This is a genomic window from Pseudidiomarina planktonica (assembly GCF_900177775.1).
GTDB classification, from domain to species: domain Bacteria; phylum Pseudomonadota; class Gammaproteobacteria; order Enterobacterales; family Alteromonadaceae; genus Pseudidiomarina; species Pseudidiomarina planktonica.
The window spans coordinates 262,823-283,766 of record NZ_FXWH01000003.1 but is presented as its reverse complement, the minus strand read 5'-3'; the positions used below and the strand labels follow the sequence as shown (position 1 = coordinate 283,766).

The 20,944-nt window shown below is 43.8% G+C and carries 23 protein-coding genes and 1 tRNA gene; 16 read left to right on the top strand and 8 right to left on the bottom strand.

Going from position 1 to position 20,944, the window contains the following annotated elements; translation table 11 throughout:
- Positions 1 to 36 precede the first annotated feature (36 nt).
- Positions 37 to 570, bottom strand: a complete 534-nt coding sequence (locus CCE91_RS11450; RefSeq protein ID WP_086435429.1) for a DUF1285 domain-containing protein — start codon at positions 568 to 570, stop codon at positions 37 to 39.
- 3 nt (positions 571 to 573) lie between these two features.
- On the bottom strand, positions 574 to 1,200 hold the full coding sequence (locus tag CCE91_RS11445; RefSeq protein ID WP_086435428.1) for a LuxR C-terminal-related transcriptional regulator: 627 nt from the start codon (positions 1,198 to 1,200) through the stop codon (positions 574 to 576).
- A 260-nt stretch (positions 1,201 to 1,460) separates the two neighbouring features.
- Here CCE91_RS11445 and CCE91_RS11440 point away from each other — a divergent pair, with 260 nt between their 5' ends.
- The 3 genes from CCE91_RS11440 to pdxH are packed head-to-tail and all read left to right on the top strand — an operon-like array spanning position 1,461 to position 4,752.
- Positions 1,461 to 3,149, top strand: a complete 1,689-nt coding sequence (locus CCE91_RS11440; RefSeq protein ID WP_086435427.1) for an amidohydrolase — start codon at positions 1,461 to 1,463, stop codon at positions 3,147 to 3,149.
- Complete coding sequence (locus CCE91_RS11435; protein ID WP_086435426.1) at positions 3,146 to 4,114, top strand: DUF3369 domain-containing protein; 969 nt, start codon at positions 3,146 to 3,148, stop codon at positions 4,112 to 4,114. The genes CCE91_RS11440 and CCE91_RS11435 overlap by 4 nt, the downstream gene beginning before the upstream one ends.
- The gene (pdxH, locus tag CCE91_RS11430) at positions 4,114 to 4,752 is read left to right on the top strand and encodes a pyridoxamine 5'-phosphate oxidase (RefSeq protein ID WP_086435425.1); all 639 of its coding nucleotides are present in this window, start codon (positions 4,114 to 4,116) and stop codon (positions 4,750 to 4,752) included. Before CCE91_RS11435 ends, pdxH begins: the two co-directional genes overlap by 1 nt.
- 27 nt (positions 4,753 to 4,779) lie before the next feature.
- On the opposite strand, the gene CCE91_RS11425 is transcribed toward pdxH, so the two are convergent.
- Complete coding sequence (locus CCE91_RS11425) at positions 4,780 to 5,865, bottom strand: Ldh family oxidoreductase (RefSeq protein WP_086435424.1); 1,086 nt, start codon at positions 5,863 to 5,865, stop codon at positions 4,780 to 4,782.
- A 74-nt stretch (positions 5,866 to 5,939) separates the two neighbouring features.
- On the opposite strand from CCE91_RS11425, the gene CCE91_RS11420 reads away from it, so the two are divergent.
- The 6 genes from CCE91_RS11420 (at position 5,940) to CCE91_RS11395 (ending at position 13,285) form a co-directional block, all read left to right on the top strand.
- Positions 5,940 to 6,998, top strand: coding sequence for an ATP-dependent 6-phosphofructokinase (locus CCE91_RS11420; RefSeq protein WP_268802174.1), 1,059 nt, complete (start codon positions 5,940 to 5,942; stop codon positions 6,996 to 6,998).
- A gap of 100 nt (positions 6,999 to 7,098) precedes the next feature.
- Entirely contained in the window at positions 7,099 to 8,025 is a 927-nt protein-coding gene (gene speB / locus CCE91_RS11415; protein ID WP_086435423.1) for an agmatinase, read from the top strand.
- Entirely contained in the window at positions 8,025 to 9,932 is a 1,908-nt protein-coding gene (speA, locus tag CCE91_RS11410) for a biosynthetic arginine decarboxylase (protein ID WP_086435422.1), read from the top strand. The genes speB and speA overlap by 1 nt, the downstream gene beginning before the upstream one ends.
- A 104-nt stretch (positions 9,933 to 10,036) precedes the next feature.
- Positions 10,037 to 10,112 (top strand) — tRNA-Phe (locus CCE91_RS11405).
- Positions 10,113 to 10,282: 170 nt separating this feature from the next.
- Positions 10,283 to 11,488 carry a tyrosine-type recombinase/integrase gene (locus CCE91_RS11400; RefSeq protein WP_086435421.1) on the top strand — a complete coding sequence of 402 codons (1,206 nt, stop codon included), beginning with the start codon at positions 10,283 to 10,285 and terminating at the stop codon, positions 11,486 to 11,488.
- Positions 11,489 to 11,590: 102 nt separating this feature from the next.
- Positions 11,591 to 13,285, top strand: a complete 1,695-nt coding sequence (locus CCE91_RS11395) for an AIPR family protein (protein WP_086435420.1) — start codon at positions 11,591 to 11,593, stop codon at positions 13,283 to 13,285.
- Between the two features lie 79 nt (positions 13,286 to 13,364).
- Here CCE91_RS11395 and CCE91_RS11390 read toward each other — a convergent pair whose 3' ends face one another.
- Both CCE91_RS11390 and CCE91_RS11385 read right to left on the bottom strand, forming a co-directional pair.
- Positions 13,365 to 14,276, bottom strand: coding sequence for a DUF2971 domain-containing protein (locus tag CCE91_RS11390; protein WP_086435419.1), 912 nt, complete (start codon positions 14,274 to 14,276; stop codon positions 13,365 to 13,367).
- Between the two features lie 128 nt (positions 14,277 to 14,404).
- Positions 14,405 to 14,959 carry a recombinase family protein gene (locus CCE91_RS11385; protein WP_086435418.1) on the bottom strand — a complete coding sequence of 185 codons (555 nt, stop codon included), beginning with the start codon at positions 14,957 to 14,959 and terminating at the stop codon, positions 14,405 to 14,407.
- Positions 14,960 to 15,263: 304 nt separating this feature from the next.
- On the opposite strand from CCE91_RS11385, the gene CCE91_RS12240 reads away from it, so the two are divergent.
- Together CCE91_RS12240 and CCE91_RS11370 are read left to right on the top strand one after the other, a co-directional pair.
- The gene (locus tag CCE91_RS12240; RefSeq protein ID WP_126797218.1) at positions 15,264 to 15,710 is read left to right on the top strand and encodes a hypothetical protein; all 447 of its coding nucleotides are present in this window, start codon (positions 15,264 to 15,266) and stop codon (positions 15,708 to 15,710) included.
- Positions 15,711 to 15,776: 66 nt separating this feature from the next.
- Entirely contained in the window at positions 15,777 to 16,550 is a 774-nt protein-coding gene (locus CCE91_RS11370) for a hypothetical protein (RefSeq protein WP_086435415.1), read from the top strand.
- A 48-nt stretch (positions 16,551 to 16,598) separates the two neighbouring features.
- Here the strand turns inward: CCE91_RS11370 and CCE91_RS11365 are convergent, their stop codons facing one another.
- From CCE91_RS11365 to CCE91_RS12415, 3 genes are all read right to left on the bottom strand, one after another.
- The gene (locus CCE91_RS11365; RefSeq protein WP_086435414.1) at positions 16,599 to 16,928 is read right to left on the bottom strand and encodes a hypothetical protein; all 330 of its coding nucleotides are present in this window, start codon (positions 16,926 to 16,928) and stop codon (positions 16,599 to 16,601) included.
- Between the two features lie 92 nt (positions 16,929 to 17,020).
- The gene (locus tag CCE91_RS11360) at positions 17,021 to 17,551 is read right to left on the bottom strand and encodes a hypothetical protein (RefSeq protein WP_086435413.1); all 531 of its coding nucleotides are present in this window, start codon (positions 17,549 to 17,551) and stop codon (positions 17,021 to 17,023) included.
- On the bottom strand, positions 17,544 to 17,732 hold the full coding sequence (locus CCE91_RS12415) for a helix-turn-helix transcriptional regulator (protein ID WP_086435412.1): 189 nt from the start codon (positions 17,730 to 17,732) through the stop codon (positions 17,544 to 17,546). Before CCE91_RS12415 ends, CCE91_RS11360 begins: the two co-directional genes overlap by 8 nt.
- A 407-nt stretch (positions 17,733 to 18,139) precedes the next feature.
- Here CCE91_RS12415 and CCE91_RS11350 point away from each other — a divergent pair, with 407 nt between their 5' ends.
- The 5 genes from CCE91_RS11350 to pyp all read left to right on the top strand — a co-directional run bounded on the left by CCE91_RS11350 (position 18,140) and on the right by pyp (position 20,943).
- On the top strand, positions 18,140 to 18,484 hold the full coding sequence (locus CCE91_RS11350) for a hypothetical protein (protein WP_086435411.1): 345 nt from the start codon (positions 18,140 to 18,142) through the stop codon (positions 18,482 to 18,484).
- Positions 18,485 to 18,510: 26 nt separating this feature from the next.
- Positions 18,511 to 19,065, top strand: a complete 555-nt coding sequence (locus tag CCE91_RS11345) for a DNA polymerase ligase N-terminal domain-containing protein (RefSeq protein WP_086435410.1) — start codon at positions 18,511 to 18,513, stop codon at positions 19,063 to 19,065.
- 105 nt (positions 19,066 to 19,170) lie between these two features.
- On the top strand, positions 19,171 to 19,788 hold the full coding sequence (locus CCE91_RS11340) for a glutathione S-transferase family protein (protein WP_086435409.1): 618 nt from the start codon (positions 19,171 to 19,173) through the stop codon (positions 19,786 to 19,788).
- Positions 19,789 to 19,797: 9 nt separating this feature from the next.
- Positions 19,798 to 20,463 (top strand): glutathione S-transferase family protein, encoded by a 666-nt coding sequence (locus tag CCE91_RS11335; RefSeq protein WP_086435408.1) that lies wholly within the window; start codon positions 19,798 to 19,800, stop codon positions 20,461 to 20,463.
- 102 nt (positions 20,464 to 20,565) lie between these two features.
- Positions 20,566 to 20,943 (top strand): photoactive yellow protein, encoded by a 378-nt coding sequence (gene pyp, locus CCE91_RS11330; protein ID WP_086435407.1) that lies wholly within the window; start codon positions 20,566 to 20,568, stop codon positions 20,941 to 20,943.
- Position 20,944 lies beyond the last annotated feature (1 nt).

Sequence of the window (20,944 nt, the reverse complement as noted above, 5' to 3'; positions counted from 1 at the left end):
AGTTCAGACGCAAGGTGAACGTGCGTCAGTTATAAATTAATCTACTTTGCCTAGCTTAAAGCTTTTTCCTGCACTCGTCAGCGTTAATTGACCGTTTTCGTCTAACTGAAGCGCCTGTTCAAAAAGGGATTCTACCCATTGATAATATACGTTGCGGTGTACTCGTGCCAACAAATCTCGTCCAACATCCACATAAGGAACGCCGTTTTTAACAATCAAAGGATGTTGTTCAGATAATGGAAATTCATCGCCAATGTTGGTTGTAAGCTGCATAACTGGGGGCTTAGCGTCACCATGCCAGCGCCACTGGGTAATTAAAAATGGCGCGTCGGCAACGGTTATCTGCATTTTTTCGACAGGAGTAACTAAAAAGTAATCGTCACCCTCTTTCACCAATACCGAAGCTAATAAACGAACTAATTTTTCACGGCGAATTGGCGAATTTTGATAAGACCATTCGCCACGCTCATTAATATGAATAGGCACAGTGCCGCAATCGGGCGGATCCCATAACTCGGTGGGGGCATGCTTAACCTGTTCCAGCGACGCTAACAGCTTGTCTAACTGCATGGCTTAATTAACCAACTTTTTCTGCCGCAAGAGGTACCACAATGTTGCTTCCGTTCTATTCGATACTTTGATGGCTTTGAAAATTGCCGATAAATGAACCCGAATAGTACCTTCAGTAATACCCAGAATATTTGCGATTTCCTTGTTAGACAAACCTTGAGCTAACAACTGCATAATTTCCAACTGCCGTGGCGACAGGAAGTTCTCGGCACTGCCTTGCGAAGGTTTTACTTCACTCAAGCTAGAGTCATCGGGTAAATAACGGTCGTTATTCAACAATGCCTTTACTGCCAGCTTGGCTTCCTCGGCAGAGGCATCTTTAGGTAAGTAACTACGCACGCCAGCCGCTAAAGCTTGACGAACATCAGTTAAAGGTTTGCGCCAGGTAAATAACACTACATGAGCATTCGGCGAGTATCGCTTCAAGCGCTGCAGCGCTGGCCGTATTTCCGAATCCGGAAGTTCCATTTCCAAAAATACCAAATTAAAATCAGGCTCGCTGGCTAGATAATCTTCCGCTACAGAGAAGCTTGACGCTTCATAAATTGCTACATTTGACGTGTAACTAGTCAGTAGTTGAATAAGCCCTGCACGGACAAAGAACTGAGAGTCAATAATTAGTATTTTCATGCGCGATATCGATTTTCCTGCAGGCTGTAAGTAGTATTGGCACCTAATAGCAATAGACCTTTCCAGATTCATTTGCCAGTTTTGCCTTGAAAACGAATCTGTTTTAACACCTAGACATATGTTAATTAAAGATTCAAATTAGACCGATAGTGTAACAAAACACTAAATCATTTATTAAGTTTTTACACATTTTCTTAAGCCGCGTGCAAAAAGCAGTTAGAGTAGTAACTTGTCTTTCTTCCTAAAAAAGAGAAATTAATATGAATTGCATACGTTTAGCTGCCGTTTTGTGCAGTATTTTTATCACTTGTCCAAGCCTTGCAGCAACCCAGCTGTACTTCAACACCAATGGCTACACATTAACTGGCCAGCCTGGTGCTGATGCCAAGTTAAAAGAATTCTCGGTGTTGGTGGTGGCTGATGGCCGCATTGTTGCCGTTGGCGGTGATGAATTAAAACAACGTTATGCAGAGGCCGATCAGAAAGTTGACCTGAACGGCAAAACCGTTTTACCGGGAATCACCGACGCGCACGGCCATGTGCTAGGTTTAGGCGACTACTTGTTACAAGCTGACTTACGTGAAGCAACGTCAGCACAGGACGCGGTCGCAAGGGTCGCTTCCTATGCCACTGCGAATGAACAACAACCCTGGATTATTGGCCGCGGCTGGAACCAGGAAAACTGGCCTGACCGTACTTTCCCAACCGCATCTATGCTGGATGAAGTGATTCAACAACGTCCGGTATGGCTTACCCGCGTTGATGCTCACGCCGGTTGGGCCAACAGCAAAGCATTAGAGCTGGCCGGTATTACGGCAGATACCATGGACCCGGACGGCGGCGAGATTGTGCGTGATGCTGATGGCAATCCAACCGGTGTGCTGATTGATAACGCCATGAACCTGGTTGACCGCATCCGCCCTATTCCGAGTGCACAGCAACTGGGCGCTTCATTTGAACGTGCCTTTGAGCACTTACTGGCGCGTGGTATTACCGGCGTGCACGATGCCGGCATTAGCGCCGCAGAATTAAGTGTGTATAAGCAACTTGCTGCCGACAAGCAATTACCGGTACGTGTTTATGGCATGCTGGCGGCAACTGAACCGCGCTTGCCAGAATTACTGGCTGAAGGCCCGGTTACCACCCCTGACGAAAGCTTCACCGTTGCCAGCGTTAAAATTTACGCCGATGGTGCACTGGGATCGCGCGGCGCTGCGTTACTGGAACCATACTCCGATGCAGACGATCAAATGGGACTCATGGTGACTTCTGAGCAAGGTATCGAAGAGCTGTATGACTTAGTTATACCAGCCGGATTCCAGATTAACATTCACGCCATTGGCGATCGCGCTAACCGCATTGCGCTGGATCAGTTCGAGCGTGCCTACGAGACTATGGGTGGCCGTAATCTTCGCCATCGCATTGAACACGCGCAGGTAGTTCACCCCGACGACTTAAAGCGCTTTAAAAGCCTGAACGTGATTGCTTCTATGCAACCAACCCATGCTACCAGCGACAAGAACATGGCTGAAGATCGCTTAGGCAAAGCCCGTATGGAAGGCGCTTACGCCTGGCAAACCCTGTTGGAGCAAGGCACTATTATTGCTGCCGGTTCCGATTTCCCGGTTGAGCTTGCCAACCCATTCTTTGGTTTACACGCCGCAGTGACTCGTCAGGACCGTGACAATAATCCAGCCGGCGGTTGGTACGCGCATGAGCAAATGACGCTACCGCAAGCACTGCGTGCCTTTACTCTGGATGCGGCCTATGCCAGCGGTCAGGAACAATCGCTAGGTTCGTTAGAGCCAGGTAAATGGGCTGACTTTATTGTGTTAGAGCAAGACCCTTTTTCAGTAAACTCAACTATACTTTGGCAAACCGACGTTTTGGCCACTTATGTTGCTGGTGAAAAACGTTACAGCCGCTCTAATAGTGATAACAATGAATGAGTGACGAATTCTTATTTGCCGAAGACGAACCCGAGCAAAATCCTGAGGTAGAGCTTGAGCCCTACCATATCCTGATCGTTGATGACGATCAGGAAATCCACACCATTACGCGCATGGCACTGGGTGACTTTAAACTAGATGGTCACCCACTGGATTTCACCTCAGCCTACTCAGGTGCCGAAGCCCGCGAAATGCTGAAATACCGCCACGACTTCGCACTGGTATTACTGGATGTAGTGATGGAAACCGACCATGCGGGTTTGGATACGGCGCAGTGGATTCGTGAAGAGCAAAAGAATCATTTAATTCGAATTGTATTGCGTACTGGCCAACCCGGTCAGGCGCCTGAAGAAGAAATCATCGCCAAATACGACATTGATGATTACAAAGAAAAAACCGAGCTAACCTACCGCAAACTGGTTACGCTCATTTACTCCTGTTTACGCGCCTACCGCGACCTGTGCTCAATAGAGCGCAATAAGTTAGGGCTTGAGAAAGTAATTGAAGCCTCCGCCGAAGTTTTTTCAGCACGTTCACTTAATCAGTTGTGTCAGGGTATTTTAGAGCAAATTGTTGCTCTGCTGACTCGCTCAGACGATGCCGCTTATTGTCGTGTAAATGGCTTAACAGCCACGTCTTCTGACCACGAGCCCTTCGAAATTATTAGTGGCACCGGTGACTACGCAGCCGCTATTGGGCATACCATTAATAAAGATGTAGACCAGAGCGTAGTAAACCGCATGCAGGCACTACCAAGTTCTTCCGCGGAACTGGTTGGCGGCCATTACTATGGTTTGTACACTACCAACAGCGGCAATCAGTATTTGCTATTTATTAGAAATATCAAAGAATTGAGTGAACTAGACACTAAATTGCTCCGTTTATTTATGAACAATACCGCCATTGCAATTGAAAACCTAAGTCAGATTCAGGCGCAATCGGTTGATAGCAGTAGAGGTGAGTAATGGATTTGCATTCCGTGCGGCGCGATTACGAGCGCGCTACCCTAAGCCGTAACGACATCGTTCAGAACCCGTTTAACCAATTCGAATCCTGGCTAGCGGCTGCGCATGCTTCCGGCGCACTGAGCGACCCAACGGCAATGACAATAGCAACAGTGAACGCCTCGGGTAACCCACGCCAACGTACAGTGCTATTGAAACAAAATGATCATCGCGGGCTGGTATTTTTTACTAATTTAAACAGCGCAAAAGCCCAGGATTTAGCAACCAACCCGGCTATTTCAGCCCATTTTTCCTGGCTGGCACTTGAGCAGCAAGTGAGTGTAGAAGGCCGTATTGAGTTACTGCCGCGTAGCGATGTTGAAACCTACTTTCACAGCCGTCCACGGGAAAGTCAGCTCGGTGCCTGGGCGTCACAGCAAAGTCAGCCCATTGATTCTCGCGCCAGCATGGAGCTGGTTTATCAAGAGCTAACCGAGAAATATAAAAGTGGTGACATTCCGGTACCTGAGCATTGGGGCGGCTACCGAATAGTGCCGCACCGCTTTGAATTCTGGCAAGGTGGTAAATTCAGACTACACGACAGATTTGAATATGTGCTAACCGACAATGATTGGCATATTCAGCGCTTACAGCCCTAATCAGGGCTGTGCGCCAGCGCCTGCTAATTAAGGCTTCGAAATAACTTCTGGTAAATCTACGCCACACATTACTGCGCATTTTTCCAACTGCCGCCACACCGCCGGCGTATAACTAACACCTTCGGCCAGCTGCTGCTTTTTCAGAGCAATCGCATTGCTGCCCGGAACCCGAACCGGCTGGTTAGCATCAATTGGCGTTGCAGCCAAAATAGCATCCAGTTGCGCCTGACTTTCAGTTAAGAATTCTTCCTGATCACCAAAGGCTGACGGGTCTAACACCTGCAACCAAACCGTATTGGCGTCGCCGTCTTCACTGCCCTGACGGCGTCCGTAGTTGCTAAGCGCCATAGTCCACAACTCACTGAACAGGGTTAACCCCGAGCCTTTATAGCCCAGGTCTTTACCACCTAAACTAGCCAGCACGCTGGGCGGATCCGCCAGGAAGGTCGTCGCGTCGTTGGTGTACTCGCCGCCTGGCGTAATTAAACCAGCGAACGGCAACGGCCGTTCTTCGGCAATAGCCTGACGCACTTTGCCTGCCGCCGTCATAGACAAACTCATATCCAGCAAAATGGGCTGGGTTTGTGTAGGAACGCCAATGGCAAAAGGGTTAGGTGAGAACACGGCCTGCTTGCTGCCAAACGGAGCTACTGCACGTTGTCCCGGGGTGCTGGCAAACATGGAAATCATAAAGCCACGGTCGGTAGCCAAGCTTAAATAGGCAGCCAGTGACGCCACATGCTGCGCGCGGCGAATCACAATAGTGCCGGTGCCGCAGGATTTCGCTTTATCACAAGCCGCATCAATCGCCTTAGGCAACACGTACAAACCTGGTAATAACTGCGCGTCCCAACTGGCCACGGCTTTTCGGTCCTTTAATACCAGTGGCTCGCCGGAAGCACGGCTACGACCATCGCGTAAACACTCCAGGTTGTAGCGCAGGCGCAATAACCCATGGGTGCGAAAGCCCAGTAAGTCGCCCTCAAGCAAATAAGTCGCTATGTGCTGCGCTACACCAGCATCAGCACCAACACTTTGAGCACAGGCACGCGCCCACTCATGAATGTCAGCGGCAGCAACATAAATAGGCTTTGTATTGGATATATTCGTCATCTGGGGCCTGCTCACTTGTCAAAGTTGATAAGTTAGATAAGCTTACCAGACATAAACCAGAAGGAGTACGTGCCGTGTCTGCACACGAGATAAAAAAAATAGCGGTATTAACCAGTGGCGGCGATGCCCCGGGAATGAACGCTGCGCTACGCGCCGTAGTACTGGCAGCAGAACATTATGGTTTGCAGGTATTAGCGTTTCGTCACGGCTATAAAGGATTACTCGAAAACGACGCAGTGCCACTAGTGGCACAAGACGTGCTCCATATTTTGCAATACTCAGGCACCATTATTAAAAGTGCCCGTTGTCCGGAATTTAAAACCGACGAAGCCGCAAAGAAGGCCGCGGAAAATCTACAGAACAATGATATTGATGCGTTAGTGGTTATTGGTGGTGACGGTTCCTTCCGTGGTGCGGAACATTTGTCTCACCACTGGAACGGCCAAATCATTGGCGTACCCGGCACTATTGATAATGACCTGTACGGCACCGACGCCACTATTGGTTTTGCCACCGCAGTGTCTATTGCCATGGACGCCCTCGATAAAATCCGTGATACCGCCGAGGCCATGGACCGCGTATTTATTGTGGAAGTAATGGGCCGCGAGGCTGGCTTTATTGGGCTAAGCAGCACTATGGCAAGCGGCGCCGAACGTATGATTTTGCCAGAGCTACAACGCGAAAAGCCGCTAACTATAGCGGCGCTGGTTAAGCATATTGAACGCGTGAAAAAAGTTCGTGGTGAAAGTAGCTATGTGATGGTGCTAAGCGAACACCAATGGCCAGGTGGAGCCGTGGCACTGGCTGAGCAGTTAGAAGCTGAATATCACTTACCTTGCCGCCCCTGTTTGCTGGGCCATATTCAACGGGGTGGTTCACCTGCCGCGGCAGACCGTATTCTGGCCGCACAGCTAGGGGTTTATGCTATTGAGCTTGCGCTGCAAGGTGAAACTCTGGTGATGTCGGGTATTCAGGGCAATAAAGCCGTAGCCACACCGCTGCCGGATACTTGGCAAATAGACAAACCGCTCGATCCGAATCTGGTTCATATTCAGCATCGGGTATTTAATCCGGTGAAGAAAAACGGCGATGCTGAACTGAGTGCAAAAAATTCAGTCACAAACGTGGCCTGAAGATGGTAAATGTTCGTATTTAGGCCGATAATGCGGCCTTTATTTTACGCTAGTAATGCTAGCGCCTAAAATTCTTTACTAAAATTCCCTCTGGAGGTGAATGACCTTGACTAAAGTTGCAAAATTGCCGGTTTCAACACAAGTACCGGTACGTCCTTTTTTTGGTGCAGAAGACGAGCGTGCATTGCATGCCAACCGCACCCATATCATCGGCTTTGGCTTTGATGGTACCGCCTGTTTCCGCAAAGGCACCAAGGACGGCCCTGATGGTTTGCGTTCAGTATCTGAAGATATTGAATCCTACTCACCATATTTAGATGCGGATTTACACGATCAGCCATTCTACGACCTGGGTAATTTGCAATTAGGTGACACCGCCGACGTTGAACAGCAGTGGCAACGGGCAACTGATGACTTCCAGCAGATATTCGCCACCAACGATATCGCGAAGAATAAAATTCGGGTGCTTACCTTAGGTGGCGAGCATTCTATTTCGTATGCGCCAATTAAAACCTATCTGGAACAATATCCGGACATGGTGTTGTTGCATCTGGATGCCCACGCCGATTTACGTGACGGTTTCTTAGGTTATCACTTCTCGCATGCGTCTATTATTCGTCGCGTGGTGGATCATTTCGGGCCTGATCATCAACTTATTCAATACGGTATTCGCTCTGGTACTCGCGAAGAATACCAGTGGATGAAAGAAAACGGCACAGTGCGCACCTCACGCAAAGACTTTCTGGAAAGTGTGGCTGCCATTGCCGATGACCGCCCTATTTATCTGACCCTGGATTTGGACTACTTTGACCCGGCATTTTTACCCGGTACAGGTACCCCTGAGCCAGGCGGTGAAGATTTTCACTCCTACGTTAGCCTGTTAAAAATTCTGCGCCACAAAAATCTGGTGGGTGCCGACGTAGTAGAGCTTTCACCAAAAATTGACCCAACCGGTAACTCGGATGTTTTCGCCGCCAAAATTGTGCGCGAACTACTGATAATCATGAATGAAAAAGGATCTCGCTAATGGCAGACAACTGGACGATTGACGACGCTGAAGAACTTTACGGCGTCAACCGTTGGGGCGCTGGTTACTTCTCAATAGGCGATAATGGCAGCATTCAAATTGCGCCGAATCATCGCCTGCCAGATGTCACTATAGACATGAAAGAAGTGATTGATGAAATTATTGCCGAAGGTATTCAATTCCCGGCAGTAATTCGCTTTCACGATATTCTGCGCTCGCAAGTTGAAATTCTGAACGAAACCTTTCAGAACACTATTGAAGACGCCAAATACGATGGCAAATATGTGGGCGTATTCCCGATTAAAGTAAACCAGATGCGGGAAGTGGTTGAAGAAATCATGGATGCCGGCGAACCGTACAACTACGGCTTGGAAGCAGGCTCTAAGCCAGAGCTGATGGCAGTTATGGCGTACAACGAGAACCCGAACGCACTGACCATTCTGAACGGCTACAAAGACGAAGATTACTTAACGCTAGCGCTATTAGGCCGCCACCTGAAGCGCAAGATGATTATTGTGATTGAAAAGCTCAGTGAACTTGAAATGCTGATTCCACTGGCGAAGAAGCTAAATGTTGAGCCATTAATTGGTTTGCGCAGCAAAATGATGGTGCGCAGCTCAGGTAAATGGGCCGGCTCCAGCGGCGACCGCGCTAAGTTTGGTTTAAGCATTACCGAAATTCTGAACATTATTGAAATGCTCAAACAAGAAGACATGCTGCACTGCGCCAAGCTGCTGCACTTCCACATTGGTAGCCAGTTGTCAGATATCCGCAAAGTAAAAGAAGCGGTATCTGAAGGTGCGCGGTTGTACGCCAAACTGATGCAAATGGGTGTGCCGCTGGAATATCTGGATATCGGTGGTGGCTTAGGTATTGATTATGACGGTACCAGCTCAACCACAGATTCCTCGCGCAACTACTCTACCGAAGAGTACGTAGCCGACGTGGTGTATGGCGTGAAGCAGGTGTGTGACTTAGAAGAAGTGCCACACCCAAATCTGGTAAGCGAAAGCGGCCGCGCCATTACTGCCCACCACAGCTGTGTAGTCACTAATATTGTTGGTGAAATTCGTAATACCGGCAATAAGTTCGACATCTCCCCTGCGGAAGATGAGCACATTCTGGTTAGCAATATGCGCGAGCTAATTAACGCTAGCGACCTGCACCCGCAGGAATGCTATAACGACGCTGCCTCGTTCAAAACCAGTGCTTATGAAGCCTTTAAGCTGGGTATTTTGTCGCTACCGGAAATGGCCAAAATAGACACCATGTACTGGCAAATTCTAAGCGACATCCATCAGTCACTGGATCGCGAAGGCTTTGTATTCCAGGAACTGGAAGAGTTAGAGGACATGCTGGCCAGCCAGTACCTGTGTAACTTCTCCATTTTCCAGTCGGCGGCAGACACCTGGGCAATCAATCAGGTGCTTCCTATAGTGCCGCTAACGCGCTTAAACGAAAAACCTGAAGTGCGCTGTACCATAGTGGATATAACTTGCGACAGCGACGGTAAGCTAAGCAAATACATTGAAGGCACCGAAATCAGCGACAACATTCCCATGCATAAGCTCAAAAAAGACGAGCAGTATCATGTGGGCATGTTCCTGACCGGCGCTTACCAGGACGTTATGGGCGACATGCATAACTTGTTTGGGCGCTTAACCGAAGTACACATTTACTGCCATGACGACGAGCCGGGCGACTTCTACATCGAAGAAATTGTACCTGGCACTTCGGCAGAAAAAGTACTGGCTACCATGCAGTACAATACCGAGTATATGGCCCAGGCCGTGAAGAAATGCATCGATAAAGAGGTTCGTAAGGGCTTACTGGCTCCTCGCGAAGGTGTTCGTTGGACAGATTTCTACGAGAAATGTTTAGCCGGCAGTACCTATTTAAAGGTGTAAAAACGCTCAACATGGGCAATAACTGACCAAACGGCCCATTTCAGCCGCTTTCGACGTAAAAAGCGGTTGACTTGGATCCGAAAAACTCGTTAAATACGCCCCACGCCCGGATAGCTCAGTCGGTAGAGCAGAGGATTGAAAATCCTCGTGTCGGTGGTTCGATTCCGCCTCCGGGCACCATCTTAAAGTATCAGATAGTGTCTGATCATACTAAAGCCAGCATAAATGCTGGCTTTTTTTATACCTTCGTGTCTACTATAGTCTCACTCAGTTCCTCTAAATCCCCCTATTTCAGGGGTACTTCCAGGGGTATTCTAAAGGAATAGCTAACTAAGTTGACGGCCTAGTAAATGAACCTAACCGAAACAAAGTTAAAACGCGCACCTGTTGTAGCTAGACGCCTATATGATCGAGATGGACTTTACATTCAATGCAATTCTTCTAAATCAGCTTACAGATACTGGCGACTCAAATACTATCGCCCAACAAATAAAAAAGAAGCTACGCTGGCGATAGGAACATATCCAGAGATAAGCCTAGCAGAAGCTCGTGAAAGCGTGCGTTTAGCTAAAAAACAGATAGCCCAAGGGGTTGACCCAAAAGACGTATTAATAGCTAACAGAACGCGATCTGAAGAACAGTCAAAGAGGACGTTTGAAAAAGTCACCCAAGACTGTCTAAAGCGACAAACTCTAGCTCCATCAACCCAAGTGAAGAAAAACTCTCGCATATCTCGCTATGTACTTCCTCACATTGGTAAGAAATCCGTTAAGTCTATTACAACGGCCGATTTAGCCGAGATTGTAAATAAGCTAATCGATGCGGGAAAGCTAGAAACCGCAAGAAAAATTAGGCGTGATATTGATAAAGTGTTTGTCTACGCTGCGCAAAACGGATTTATTGAACATAATCCGGCACAAAACTTAAGAGGACTGGTTCCCGCCTCCAAAGTAAAGCATCAGCCAGCAATCATCGAGCCTATTGCATTCGGCAAATTGCTCCGCGATATCGATACATACAATCATAATTCTGTTGTTGGCTTAGCCCTTAAACTAGCTCCACTAGTGTTTCAAAGACCAGGTGAACTTGTTTCAATGGAGTGGAGTGAATTAGATCTAGCAAAGAGTATCTGGGTAATTCCAGCAGAAAAGAAAAAAGAACGACAACATCTAACCGCTGATCACATTGTACCGCTGAGTCGACAAGCAATAGAGATTATAAAATCAGCAAAAACTATAACAGAGCACAACACTTTTGTTTTCAGTAATCAGCAGCATAACGAAAAACACATCAGCACTGCTTCCGTTATAAAGGCGCTTAGATCTCTTGGTTATGATACAAAAAAAGTTCAATCCATTCACGGCTTCAGAGCATCAGCTAGAACTCTACTTGAAGAACAGCTAAAAGTTAGACGTGAGTATATAGAGCAGCAGTTGTCACATACCGTTAAAGATTCCTTCGGGAGAGCTTACAACCGGACTCTTTTCGTTAAAGAGCGCAGCGATATGATGCAGAGTTGGGCTGATTATCTAGATCAACTAAAAAGTCTAAATTAGGCTATCGAATTATTAAAAAGACTCTAACTATCGCTCAACGTTTTGAGCAACTGCAACATGATGCTATTGTAAGTTTATTCTCAGAACCAGAGCAAAAATATCATGGCAAGCTTGAATGACTTCAAAATATTAAAGACGAAATGCCTTAAATATTTCGAGAACCTTCAGAACACTAAGCCGCTGAAAAGCACACCGAAAAATGACATAGAAAAGGAACGTTTAGGTTTCTATATATTTGCGCTAGAGAATCTCTGTAACCTCCGAGAGATAACGGATATTGTTGACTGCATTACAGATTCAGAGTTTCTTCAATATGAAACAGGAAAAAAATATGATGACTTCGGAATTGATGCCATTTATCTCGATGAGGACGAAGCTGAGATCAAGTTATTTAATTTCAAGTATCGCGAAAAATTTAATCTAGACAAAAGACAATCATCAAACGACGCAGTAATATCCACCAAGTTTATTAACGCTTTATACAACGAAAGCACTGCAAGCATGTCCGGCAGAATTAAACGGCTTACCCAAGGTCTAATCTCTGCTCTGAACGAAAATAGAACATGGAAAATTACTCTGTACCTTGTTAGTAATGAAAATAAAGTCGTCTTACCTACTGATCCGGCTATCAGTCAGTTAAAAGACCATTATGATTTAGAGGTACAGGCAGTTGGCCTCGATGAGGTAAGCCAAGTAATTTCTATTAGACCGGAACCAATAGATGCAACGATCATGTTAGATGCTGAGGCTCTCATGGTATACAGAGAGAGTAATCTATCAACATTCAATTCGTTCATTGCCCGCATCCCTAGTAGTGAAATTGTTCGCCTTACGTGCACGGATGAAAGTCTGAGGCATGACTACAATATCGAAGATTTGTCTGTGCTATCCGAAGCAAAATTAGACTACAGTGTACTATTTGATAATGTCCGAGGTTTCGTCGTTAAATCAAAGTACAATAAGAACATAATAGAATCACTTCGAAACGACCCTCAAAAGTTCTTTATGTATAACAACGGATTAACCGTAGTTGCTCATAGAGTTGAATCCCAACATACAAACGCCAAAAAGAAAGTAAAACTCAAGATATCCGGATTTCAAGTACTTAACGGTGGACAAACTCTCAGATCTATTCATAAGTTTAATAAAGATAGTAAAAGTAATATAGATGACTACCTCAGTAGCAGTGAAGTTCTTGTTAGAATATTTTCATCCGATAATGATCAAGAAACGGTAAATCGGATTGCAGAATATACTAACAGCCAGAATAAAATTTCTAACGTCGATCTCAAGTCACTCAGTACCGAGCAATTGCACTTAGAACAATATTTGGAAGATTTCGATATAATTTATTCTCGAAAGTCTGGAGATACAGGCATAACTGAGAAAAAATCATACCGTCATAAAATTAGTATGGAAAGATTCGGCCAAATACTATTTGCCCTGAGCGGTTCGCCTCATCAAGCCTCAAACCAAAAACAACAAATTTTCGGCCGATATTATGATCAATTGTTTGGCACGGCAGTCTTCAACATCGAATCTGCACCAAGAATTATCGAAGAATATTTTAGTATTGTTAAGTATTATGAAACGTTATCCAATACATATACTCCAATAGAACAAAAATATTATTATATTCTTTATCTAGGTACTATTTTACCGAAATTGACTATAGACGAAAAAATTACAATTCTCGAAGACTGCTTGAAAGCTTACGAAACCAAGACTGAACTATCTGATGCAAGAAAAATGATTCAAGTAGCATTTTTCAATTTCGTTAAAGAAAGAGCAGTTTGATTTTTGAGCACTTTAACATTTTAGGAGTACAGCCTAGTCGTTCATGTAATCAGTTTTTTGATTAGGATTTATTTGAAATTCAGTTTAAAGGGATGGCACAAAGGTCATAAGTTTTTTCACAGGTTTTTACATCATACAGCTTTGTTTTATCCCTAAATGCTTCGTGCAATCTAGCTCTCACCTCAGCGTCACAGCGCTGTCCAAACGAAATGCTTTCAATACTGTCTACCGAGAACGGTACAAGTTTATTTGCAGCACCTTCAACAACAATTCTAAACTCATTCTCTCTATCCCAACTTTTCGATTTAGTAAATAAATAAGGGGAAATCACTTTCTCTTCCATGAGTTTCTGTCGGGCTAAATCATCACTAGTAAAAGATAAACTCCAAAAAAAATCCCAAACATCAATTACTGGTCGATTATCTTGATAAGTTATATGGTCTCGAGCAACAATCAGCTCGTCATATTTTTCTGACGTACTTAAACCAGACGTGTCAAGACTATCAACGAGTCGTTCTTGGTCAAATTCGACTTTGACACCTGATACCCCGTTTGCGTATAGACTCCACATAAGTTTTTCATCATCCTGAGGGTTCTGACTCTTAGCTGAGTCAACAAAACAACATACCCCATGGTTTTCCATACGCTCTGTCATTAAATCGAAATAGGCTGTTTTCAGACGCTTTCGATGATAATCGTTATATTGTTGGAGACCGCTCAAGCTAATCCGTCGAAGAAGTTCTATCTCTGCCTCTAGTGGTGAGTACCCATAGGTAAGTGCAAGCATTTTTTTATGAACAGTTATTAGATCAGGATCTGTTGCTGACAATAACCCCTCATCGTCGAAAATGGGAAGAACCTCAAACGGATCATTCAGTTCTCGTGGCGCTCTGAAAAACAACTGACCACTAATTAAGTTTTCCACATAGCTAAAATCTGGTCGATTATCGACTACCTTTAGTAAATTTAGAAAGCGTGAAATCTTCTTCATAAGGAAACTACTTATACTCAATGAGAGATAACTATCTATTTGATATCTTAACGTTCTAAACGGTAAAGTATCTTGTACCTAAATTAAAAACACTTACATTAGGCTCAGGTAACAACCAAGGAACTTATCTAGCTACATGCCCTTTTCACTGACGAACTAGATATTCCAAAGTGCTCTGCCGTCATCGATATACTAGCGTTGTTTTCGCTCCTCCAAATTAGAACTGCCCTATTATCTATTGTTTTTCTACGGCCTAATGATTTCCCTTCTGCTTTTGCCCTATTAATTCCCGACATTTGACGCGCCTTAATATTTTTTCGCTCCAGCTCGGCAAGTCCTGCGAGCATTGTAAGCAGAAGTTTCCCATGATCAGATGTTAAATCAAAACCCTCTCTAATCGATACCAAAGAAACTCCGTTAAGTTTGAGTCTCTCTACTGTGTTTAATACATCTATTGTGTTGCGACCTAGGCGATCAATTGCATAAACAACAACAGTATCACCTTCTCTTACGTAGTTAAGCAACTCTCCGAGAGCTCTTCTATCTATACCTTTTATTACACCTGACGTTGCATGATCTTCGTACCAGCGCTCAACTTTGAATTTGCTTTCTATTATAGCTCTTTGCGATTCGGTATTTTGTTTTTCCGAGCTTACCCGCAAATACCCTACAACTATTCCCATACACTTCCCCTAGCTCAAAATATTTAGCTCATATTATACCGTGTAGTTCATATATATTCGACAATAATGAACCATATCTGTGAGCCCTTCCCTGAGTAGTTCAAAAGGTGTACTTTATGAGCCATCACCTAAACGCCAATAAGGAAAATTAAATGAAAATGCGAAATAGATTATCGCTAGCTTTGCTTTTAATCTTAATAACTATTTTGCTTTTAGCGATTGGAAACAAAACAGAATATAGCGTAACGGTTTCAGATTTTCTCAGCGCGTACACTCTAAGCTTAGCAATATATGCTCTAGAGGCATGGCGAGAACAAAAAAACAAGAGGATCTTTTATCAGAATACCGAATAATATCCAAATCGATTATAACGATAACTTATGCATCAAATGCATTTCTCAAGAACGCTAGACATGCTTTTGAACAACCACACCTCCGTACAAATCAGCATGAAATTGGCGAATTATTCTTATCAGATATAACTTCAGCCCATAACGAATTAATAACCTATCTCGCTTTGCACAATGAGTTAGATCCAAACTTTAAGATGCCAATCGATGAAGATAAGCATAATTTGCTAATTGAATCGGTACATAAAGTACAAAACTTGCTAAGTTTTTTCTGCTCTTTAAGTATGGTTGATGGGTTTAATTATCTAAATGCCAAAAATTTATGTGATGAGTTAAGCGAACAAATTAACGACCGCTACGATTCAGCAATAAAAGAACTGAAAAAGTATCATAAGAATTAAATATTTACAGATAATTAAAACTTACGTACTCTTTCGTGTATTAATTAATTTAAACAAGGATGTCTAATGAAATTATCATCAGCAGTACCAAAGACAATTGCAGGGGCTGCAATGGCAGGTATAGGACTTAGCCTTGGCAGGGATATCTATAAGTCATCTAAAAATAGCGGTGGTTTTTTATTAGCTGTAGCTATATTTGTTGCAGCACTGTGGCTGTATGTACAGTCTTGGACATGGTTATTCCGGAACTATCGTTCTCCCGTAGGAAGTATACTTGTTCGTATATTTAGCATACCGACTTTGGTAATAGGCTTAATTTTAACCTCATTTTCGCTTAGTGTGATCGCAGCTCTTGTAGTCGATTTTATGTCGAATATGGACGCCGCTGAACCGTTAATCCTATATACGATATTAGTTTGGTCTTCCGATCACATTGTTCTACCGCTTTACAACTCTCTCGTTCCATATACCGAATTAAATCAAGTAGAAGCACTTTTAGATAAAAATGCGAGCATCGGTTACAAATGGATTGTATCAATAACTATTTGGGGACTACTAATTTTTGCGGTTCTTGGGATTAAACGAGGAATATCTCAACGAAAAAGTAGAGCATTAGCATGGGAAGCCGAAGAACATAACCAAGCGTTTATGGATGAAATCGGACTATCTGAAATTAGTAATAACCAATTCATTGATGATGATGGTAATCGTTATAGACTCGAAAATGAATTTCGGGGAATGATTGAATTATTTCCAATAGGAAGAAGAAATCGTAGAGCTTACATTGAGTTCGATGAGAATGGTAAATTTATAAACTGGTCTGGAATTATAAAAATATAGAAAATAATTGTTCAATACAGCTATCAGGTTTCATAATAAGGCATAAAATCATAACTCTATACTTTTATGCCTAAACCGATTTGAACAAGCCAATTGAAATAATATTTCTCGACCATCTAACCCAATTTCAAATAAATAATTAAAATTCAAATCAGAATCAAAAACATCATATTCATCGAACTCATAAAACTCATCTCTCTCGGGCTTATCAATATGATATATGTATTTGTCGTTAGTTGAAAATAACTCACCATCAACATTCATTTCATATGATGATTTAATTTTAAGAGATTCGATTACATTGCTATTTAACGTAAATCCAATTGAATCATTAATTTTATCAATATCAATTATGATTTTATCATTTCTATAATTCATGCAGGACTCCACAATTGCTACCATCTATATGATAACAAAATTTGACAATCAAAGCACCTGAGCCTAACCCTTGATGCTTGGTTTTATGAATATCAATCAATCGGATTCCAGTCATATATTTCGAACCTATCGTCGTAATTTAATTTTTCGCCGAAAGTCTTAGTTGCGTAACCAACCCAACCAATACCTAAGTTCTTTTTGTAGGGCTTTACCACTACGTTCTTCGATTTAGTCAATTTAAACCATTGGCGCTTTATTTCTATTTCCAAATCCAAAGCTTTGTTTGGATTTGGTGGCTCCCACATGACTGCATGTATGTGATAGCCACCTGCCTTGTGCTTTTCAAAAAACGAGAACATTGCAGGAGATACACGGCTAGATCTAATTTTCCGCAGCTTGTTAATGTAATGCTTTCCGTAAAACCGTCGTTTTAGGAATTTTAGAAGAAGATTATTCTTTCTTACCGCTGTGACCAATCTTTCATTTGTCGAATCAAACACTAACGTTACTGCATAGTTAGGATGCCATTTATCAATCCAGTTTTTAAAAACCTCACGTGCTGAAGTTTCATTTATAAGCGCACTTATATTTATATCTCTTGAAACACTTAATATATTATCCATTTAATTGCCTACTACGATTCTTTTCTTCCCATTTATCAAGTTCACTTTTAGGCCATCTACTTATTCTTTCGGAAAACCTTACAGGCCTTGGAAATTTATCTTCCTTTATCCATCTATATATAGTGCTTTTTGACATTCGATAATGCATTTTCAACTCTGATAATCTGTAATACCTTTCCATAAATCACCTTAATCATTTAATAACTATGAATATGATAAAGCATATTTTAAGATCAGAAACAGAAACGCCTATTTTTTTTAATTTTTTTATTATATGATTTTAGAATTTATAATTAATACGATTAAACAATTTGTAAGGTATATATTGATATCTTTAAGAACGGGGGTACTATTGGGGGTACGCAACAGAAGCGTTATTACACAAATTATTTTATTACAATAGCTTAAGCACTAATTACTGTTCCGCCTCCGGGCACCATTATTGCCCGAAAAAGCCAGCTTCTTAGCTGGCTTTTTTGTTTCTGCTATTCCGCAATTTGATTCAAACTTCCCACTCGGTTATCGCAAACCACTTCTTTCTTCTACACTTACTAGTCATTGGCATTCATAAAACTTAGAGGTACTTCCATGGCTATTGAAAAATGTCCGAAGTGTGAAGATCAGGTATTAGATAATAAGCACGGCTGCCCAGGCTGTGGTTACGTAAAGTCATCCGATTCGGAGCAAAGTGCGGAACCAGGCAACCAGCCCGGCGGAAACAACATTACTACCCAAAACACGGCCAAAAATTTACAGGTACAAGGGCTGTTATCCGTACTGCTGTTTGTGGCCGGCCTGATTTGGTTTTTCCTAACCTCAGAAGACTATCAGCAGCGTGACGAAATAAACGTTATTCCACTGGTCATGTTTATTGTCGGCTTTGTCTGGTACGTGGTTACCCGCTTTAGAATCTGGAGCCAGAACAATAAATAATCCCGCATGATTTGAGAGGAGTCACTATGGCAACTTCAAAACAGCAGGCTAAAGACAAGTTTGACTGGGCCAACAAGGGCCCAGCGTTTGTTATTCAAAAGCACGACGCCACCAACCTACACTACGACTTTCGCATTGAAGTGAATGGGGTGCTGAAGTCCTGGGTGGTGCCTAAAGGTCCGTCAACGGATCCTTCCGAGCAACGCCTTGCTATTCCTACCGACGACCACAAGCTTAACTACGCAGATTTTGAAGGCACCATACCAGACGAGGAATATGGCGGTGGCACTGTGATGGTTTGGGACAGAGGTAGTTATAGAAACCTGAAATCCGAGAGTGACAGCAACGAGGGTAAGTCAGTTGAACAGCAGATTGATGACGGCCACATCACCATTTGGCTGGAGGGTGAAAAGCTTACCGGCGGCTATGCGCTTACTCGCACGGACATGGGCGACGATGAACGTTGGTTGTTGGTGAAAATGGACGACGACAAAGCCGACGCTCGCCGCAACCCGGTTTCAACCGAAGCGGAATCGGTAAAAAGTGACCGGAGTTTAGCTGATATCAAGAAACAGGAGTAAGCCACTGTTCGGTGGCACTGTTGCTTTTGACCTTTCCTGGTACAAAGAGTAGATTCTTTACAACCTGTTTTATCACAATAACTTACGCATTGGCTGTGAGGCATTATGAAAATTTATGAAATGGCAAAAGCGCCGAACCCGCGCCGGGTTCGCATGTTCCTGCAAGAAAAAGGTCTGCTGGATAAAGTTGAGTTTGTTGAAATGGATCTTACCAAGGGCGATAACCTGACGCCTGAGTTCAGAGCCCTGAATCCAATGAAAAAAGTGCCGGTACTTGAGCTTGAGGATGGCACCAGCATTGCTGAAACTATGGCTATTTGCCGTTACTTTGAAGAAAGCTTTACCGATGCCCCTACTTTGCTTGGCGATACTGCGTTAGAGAAAGCGCAAGTGGAGCAATGGTTACGCTGGCTTGAATTCTATTTCTTTATGCCAACTGGCATGTGCTTTCAGCATTCCACCGGCTATTTCAAAGATCGCATGACACCAATTCCCGAGTGGGGCGAAGTTTGTCGTGAAACTGTGCTTAAGTTTGTCAGCTTTTTAGAGAAGCATTTGGCCGGCAAAGACTATTTATGTTTAGACCGGTTTACCGCAGCTGACATCAATGCGTTCTGCACCATGGAGTTTGCCCGCGTGGTAGATATTCGTGTTGGCGATGAGAGTCCTAATCTTAAAGCCTGGTTGGGTCGTATTAAGCAACGTGAATCCGCCAGCGTTTAAGGAAGTATTATGATTGATCTCTACACAGCACCTACTCCGAATGGGCATAAGGTAACTGTTACGTTAGATGAAATGGGACTGGACTATAATTTAATTCCGGTTGATTTAAGTAAAAACGAACAGAAAACGCCTGAATTTTTAGGCCGCAATCCCAATGGTCGTATTCCGGTGATTGTTGACCGTGCTAACGACGACTTTGTGGTGTTCGAGTCAGGCGCCATTATGCTGTACCTTGCTGAAACCTACGGCAAGCTGTATCCAAAAGACGCGAAAGAGCGCTCACGCATGGTGCAGTGGCTGATGTTCCAAATGGGCGGTGTTGGCCCAATGATGGGTCAGGCAAATGTGTTCTATCGTTATTTTCCGGAGAAAATCGAGCCGGCTATTGCGCGCTATCAGAACGAATGCAGACGTTTGTTTGAAGTGCTGGACAAGCAACTTAGCCAGACCACCTACTTGGCGGGTGAGAACTTCTCGCTGGCGGACATTGCCAACTGGTGTTGGGTGCGCACTTACAAATGGTCAGGCGTAAGTGTTGAAGGGCTGCCTAATTTAAACCGTTGGTTGGAGTTAGTTGGCGACCGCCCTGCGTGCCAAAGTGGCATCACCAAGCCCGAGCGCCTGAAGGATCCCGACGAATTGGTAAAACACGCGAGGACGATGGTCCAAAGGTAAAGGGTCCAAAAATAGAGCAATGAAAGCTGGCGCTGAGTGATCCATTTAGCGCTAAAGGCTCTATATGATGATAACTTTTTAGAACAACAGAGGGTAATAACCATGGAAATGATTCGATTTGGTTCCGATGATATCGAAAACACCTTAGCGAAAATGCAAGACAGCCAGTTAAACGACGTGGCTTTCGGAGCAATTCAATTAGACGCGCAGGGTAAAATCATTAAATACAACGCTGCTGAAGGTGATATCACTGGCCGTAAGCCAGAGGAAGTAATTGGTAAGAATTTTTTCCGCGATGTAGCTCCTTGCACCAACAGCAAAGAGTTTAAAGGCCGCTTCGACGAGGGCGTGAAGTCAGGCAACCTGAACACTATGTTCGAATACGTATTCGACTATGAAATGAAGCCAACCAGTGTGAAAGTTCACATGAAAAAAGCGCTAACCGGCGACAGCTACTGGGTATTCGTGAAGCGTCTGTAAT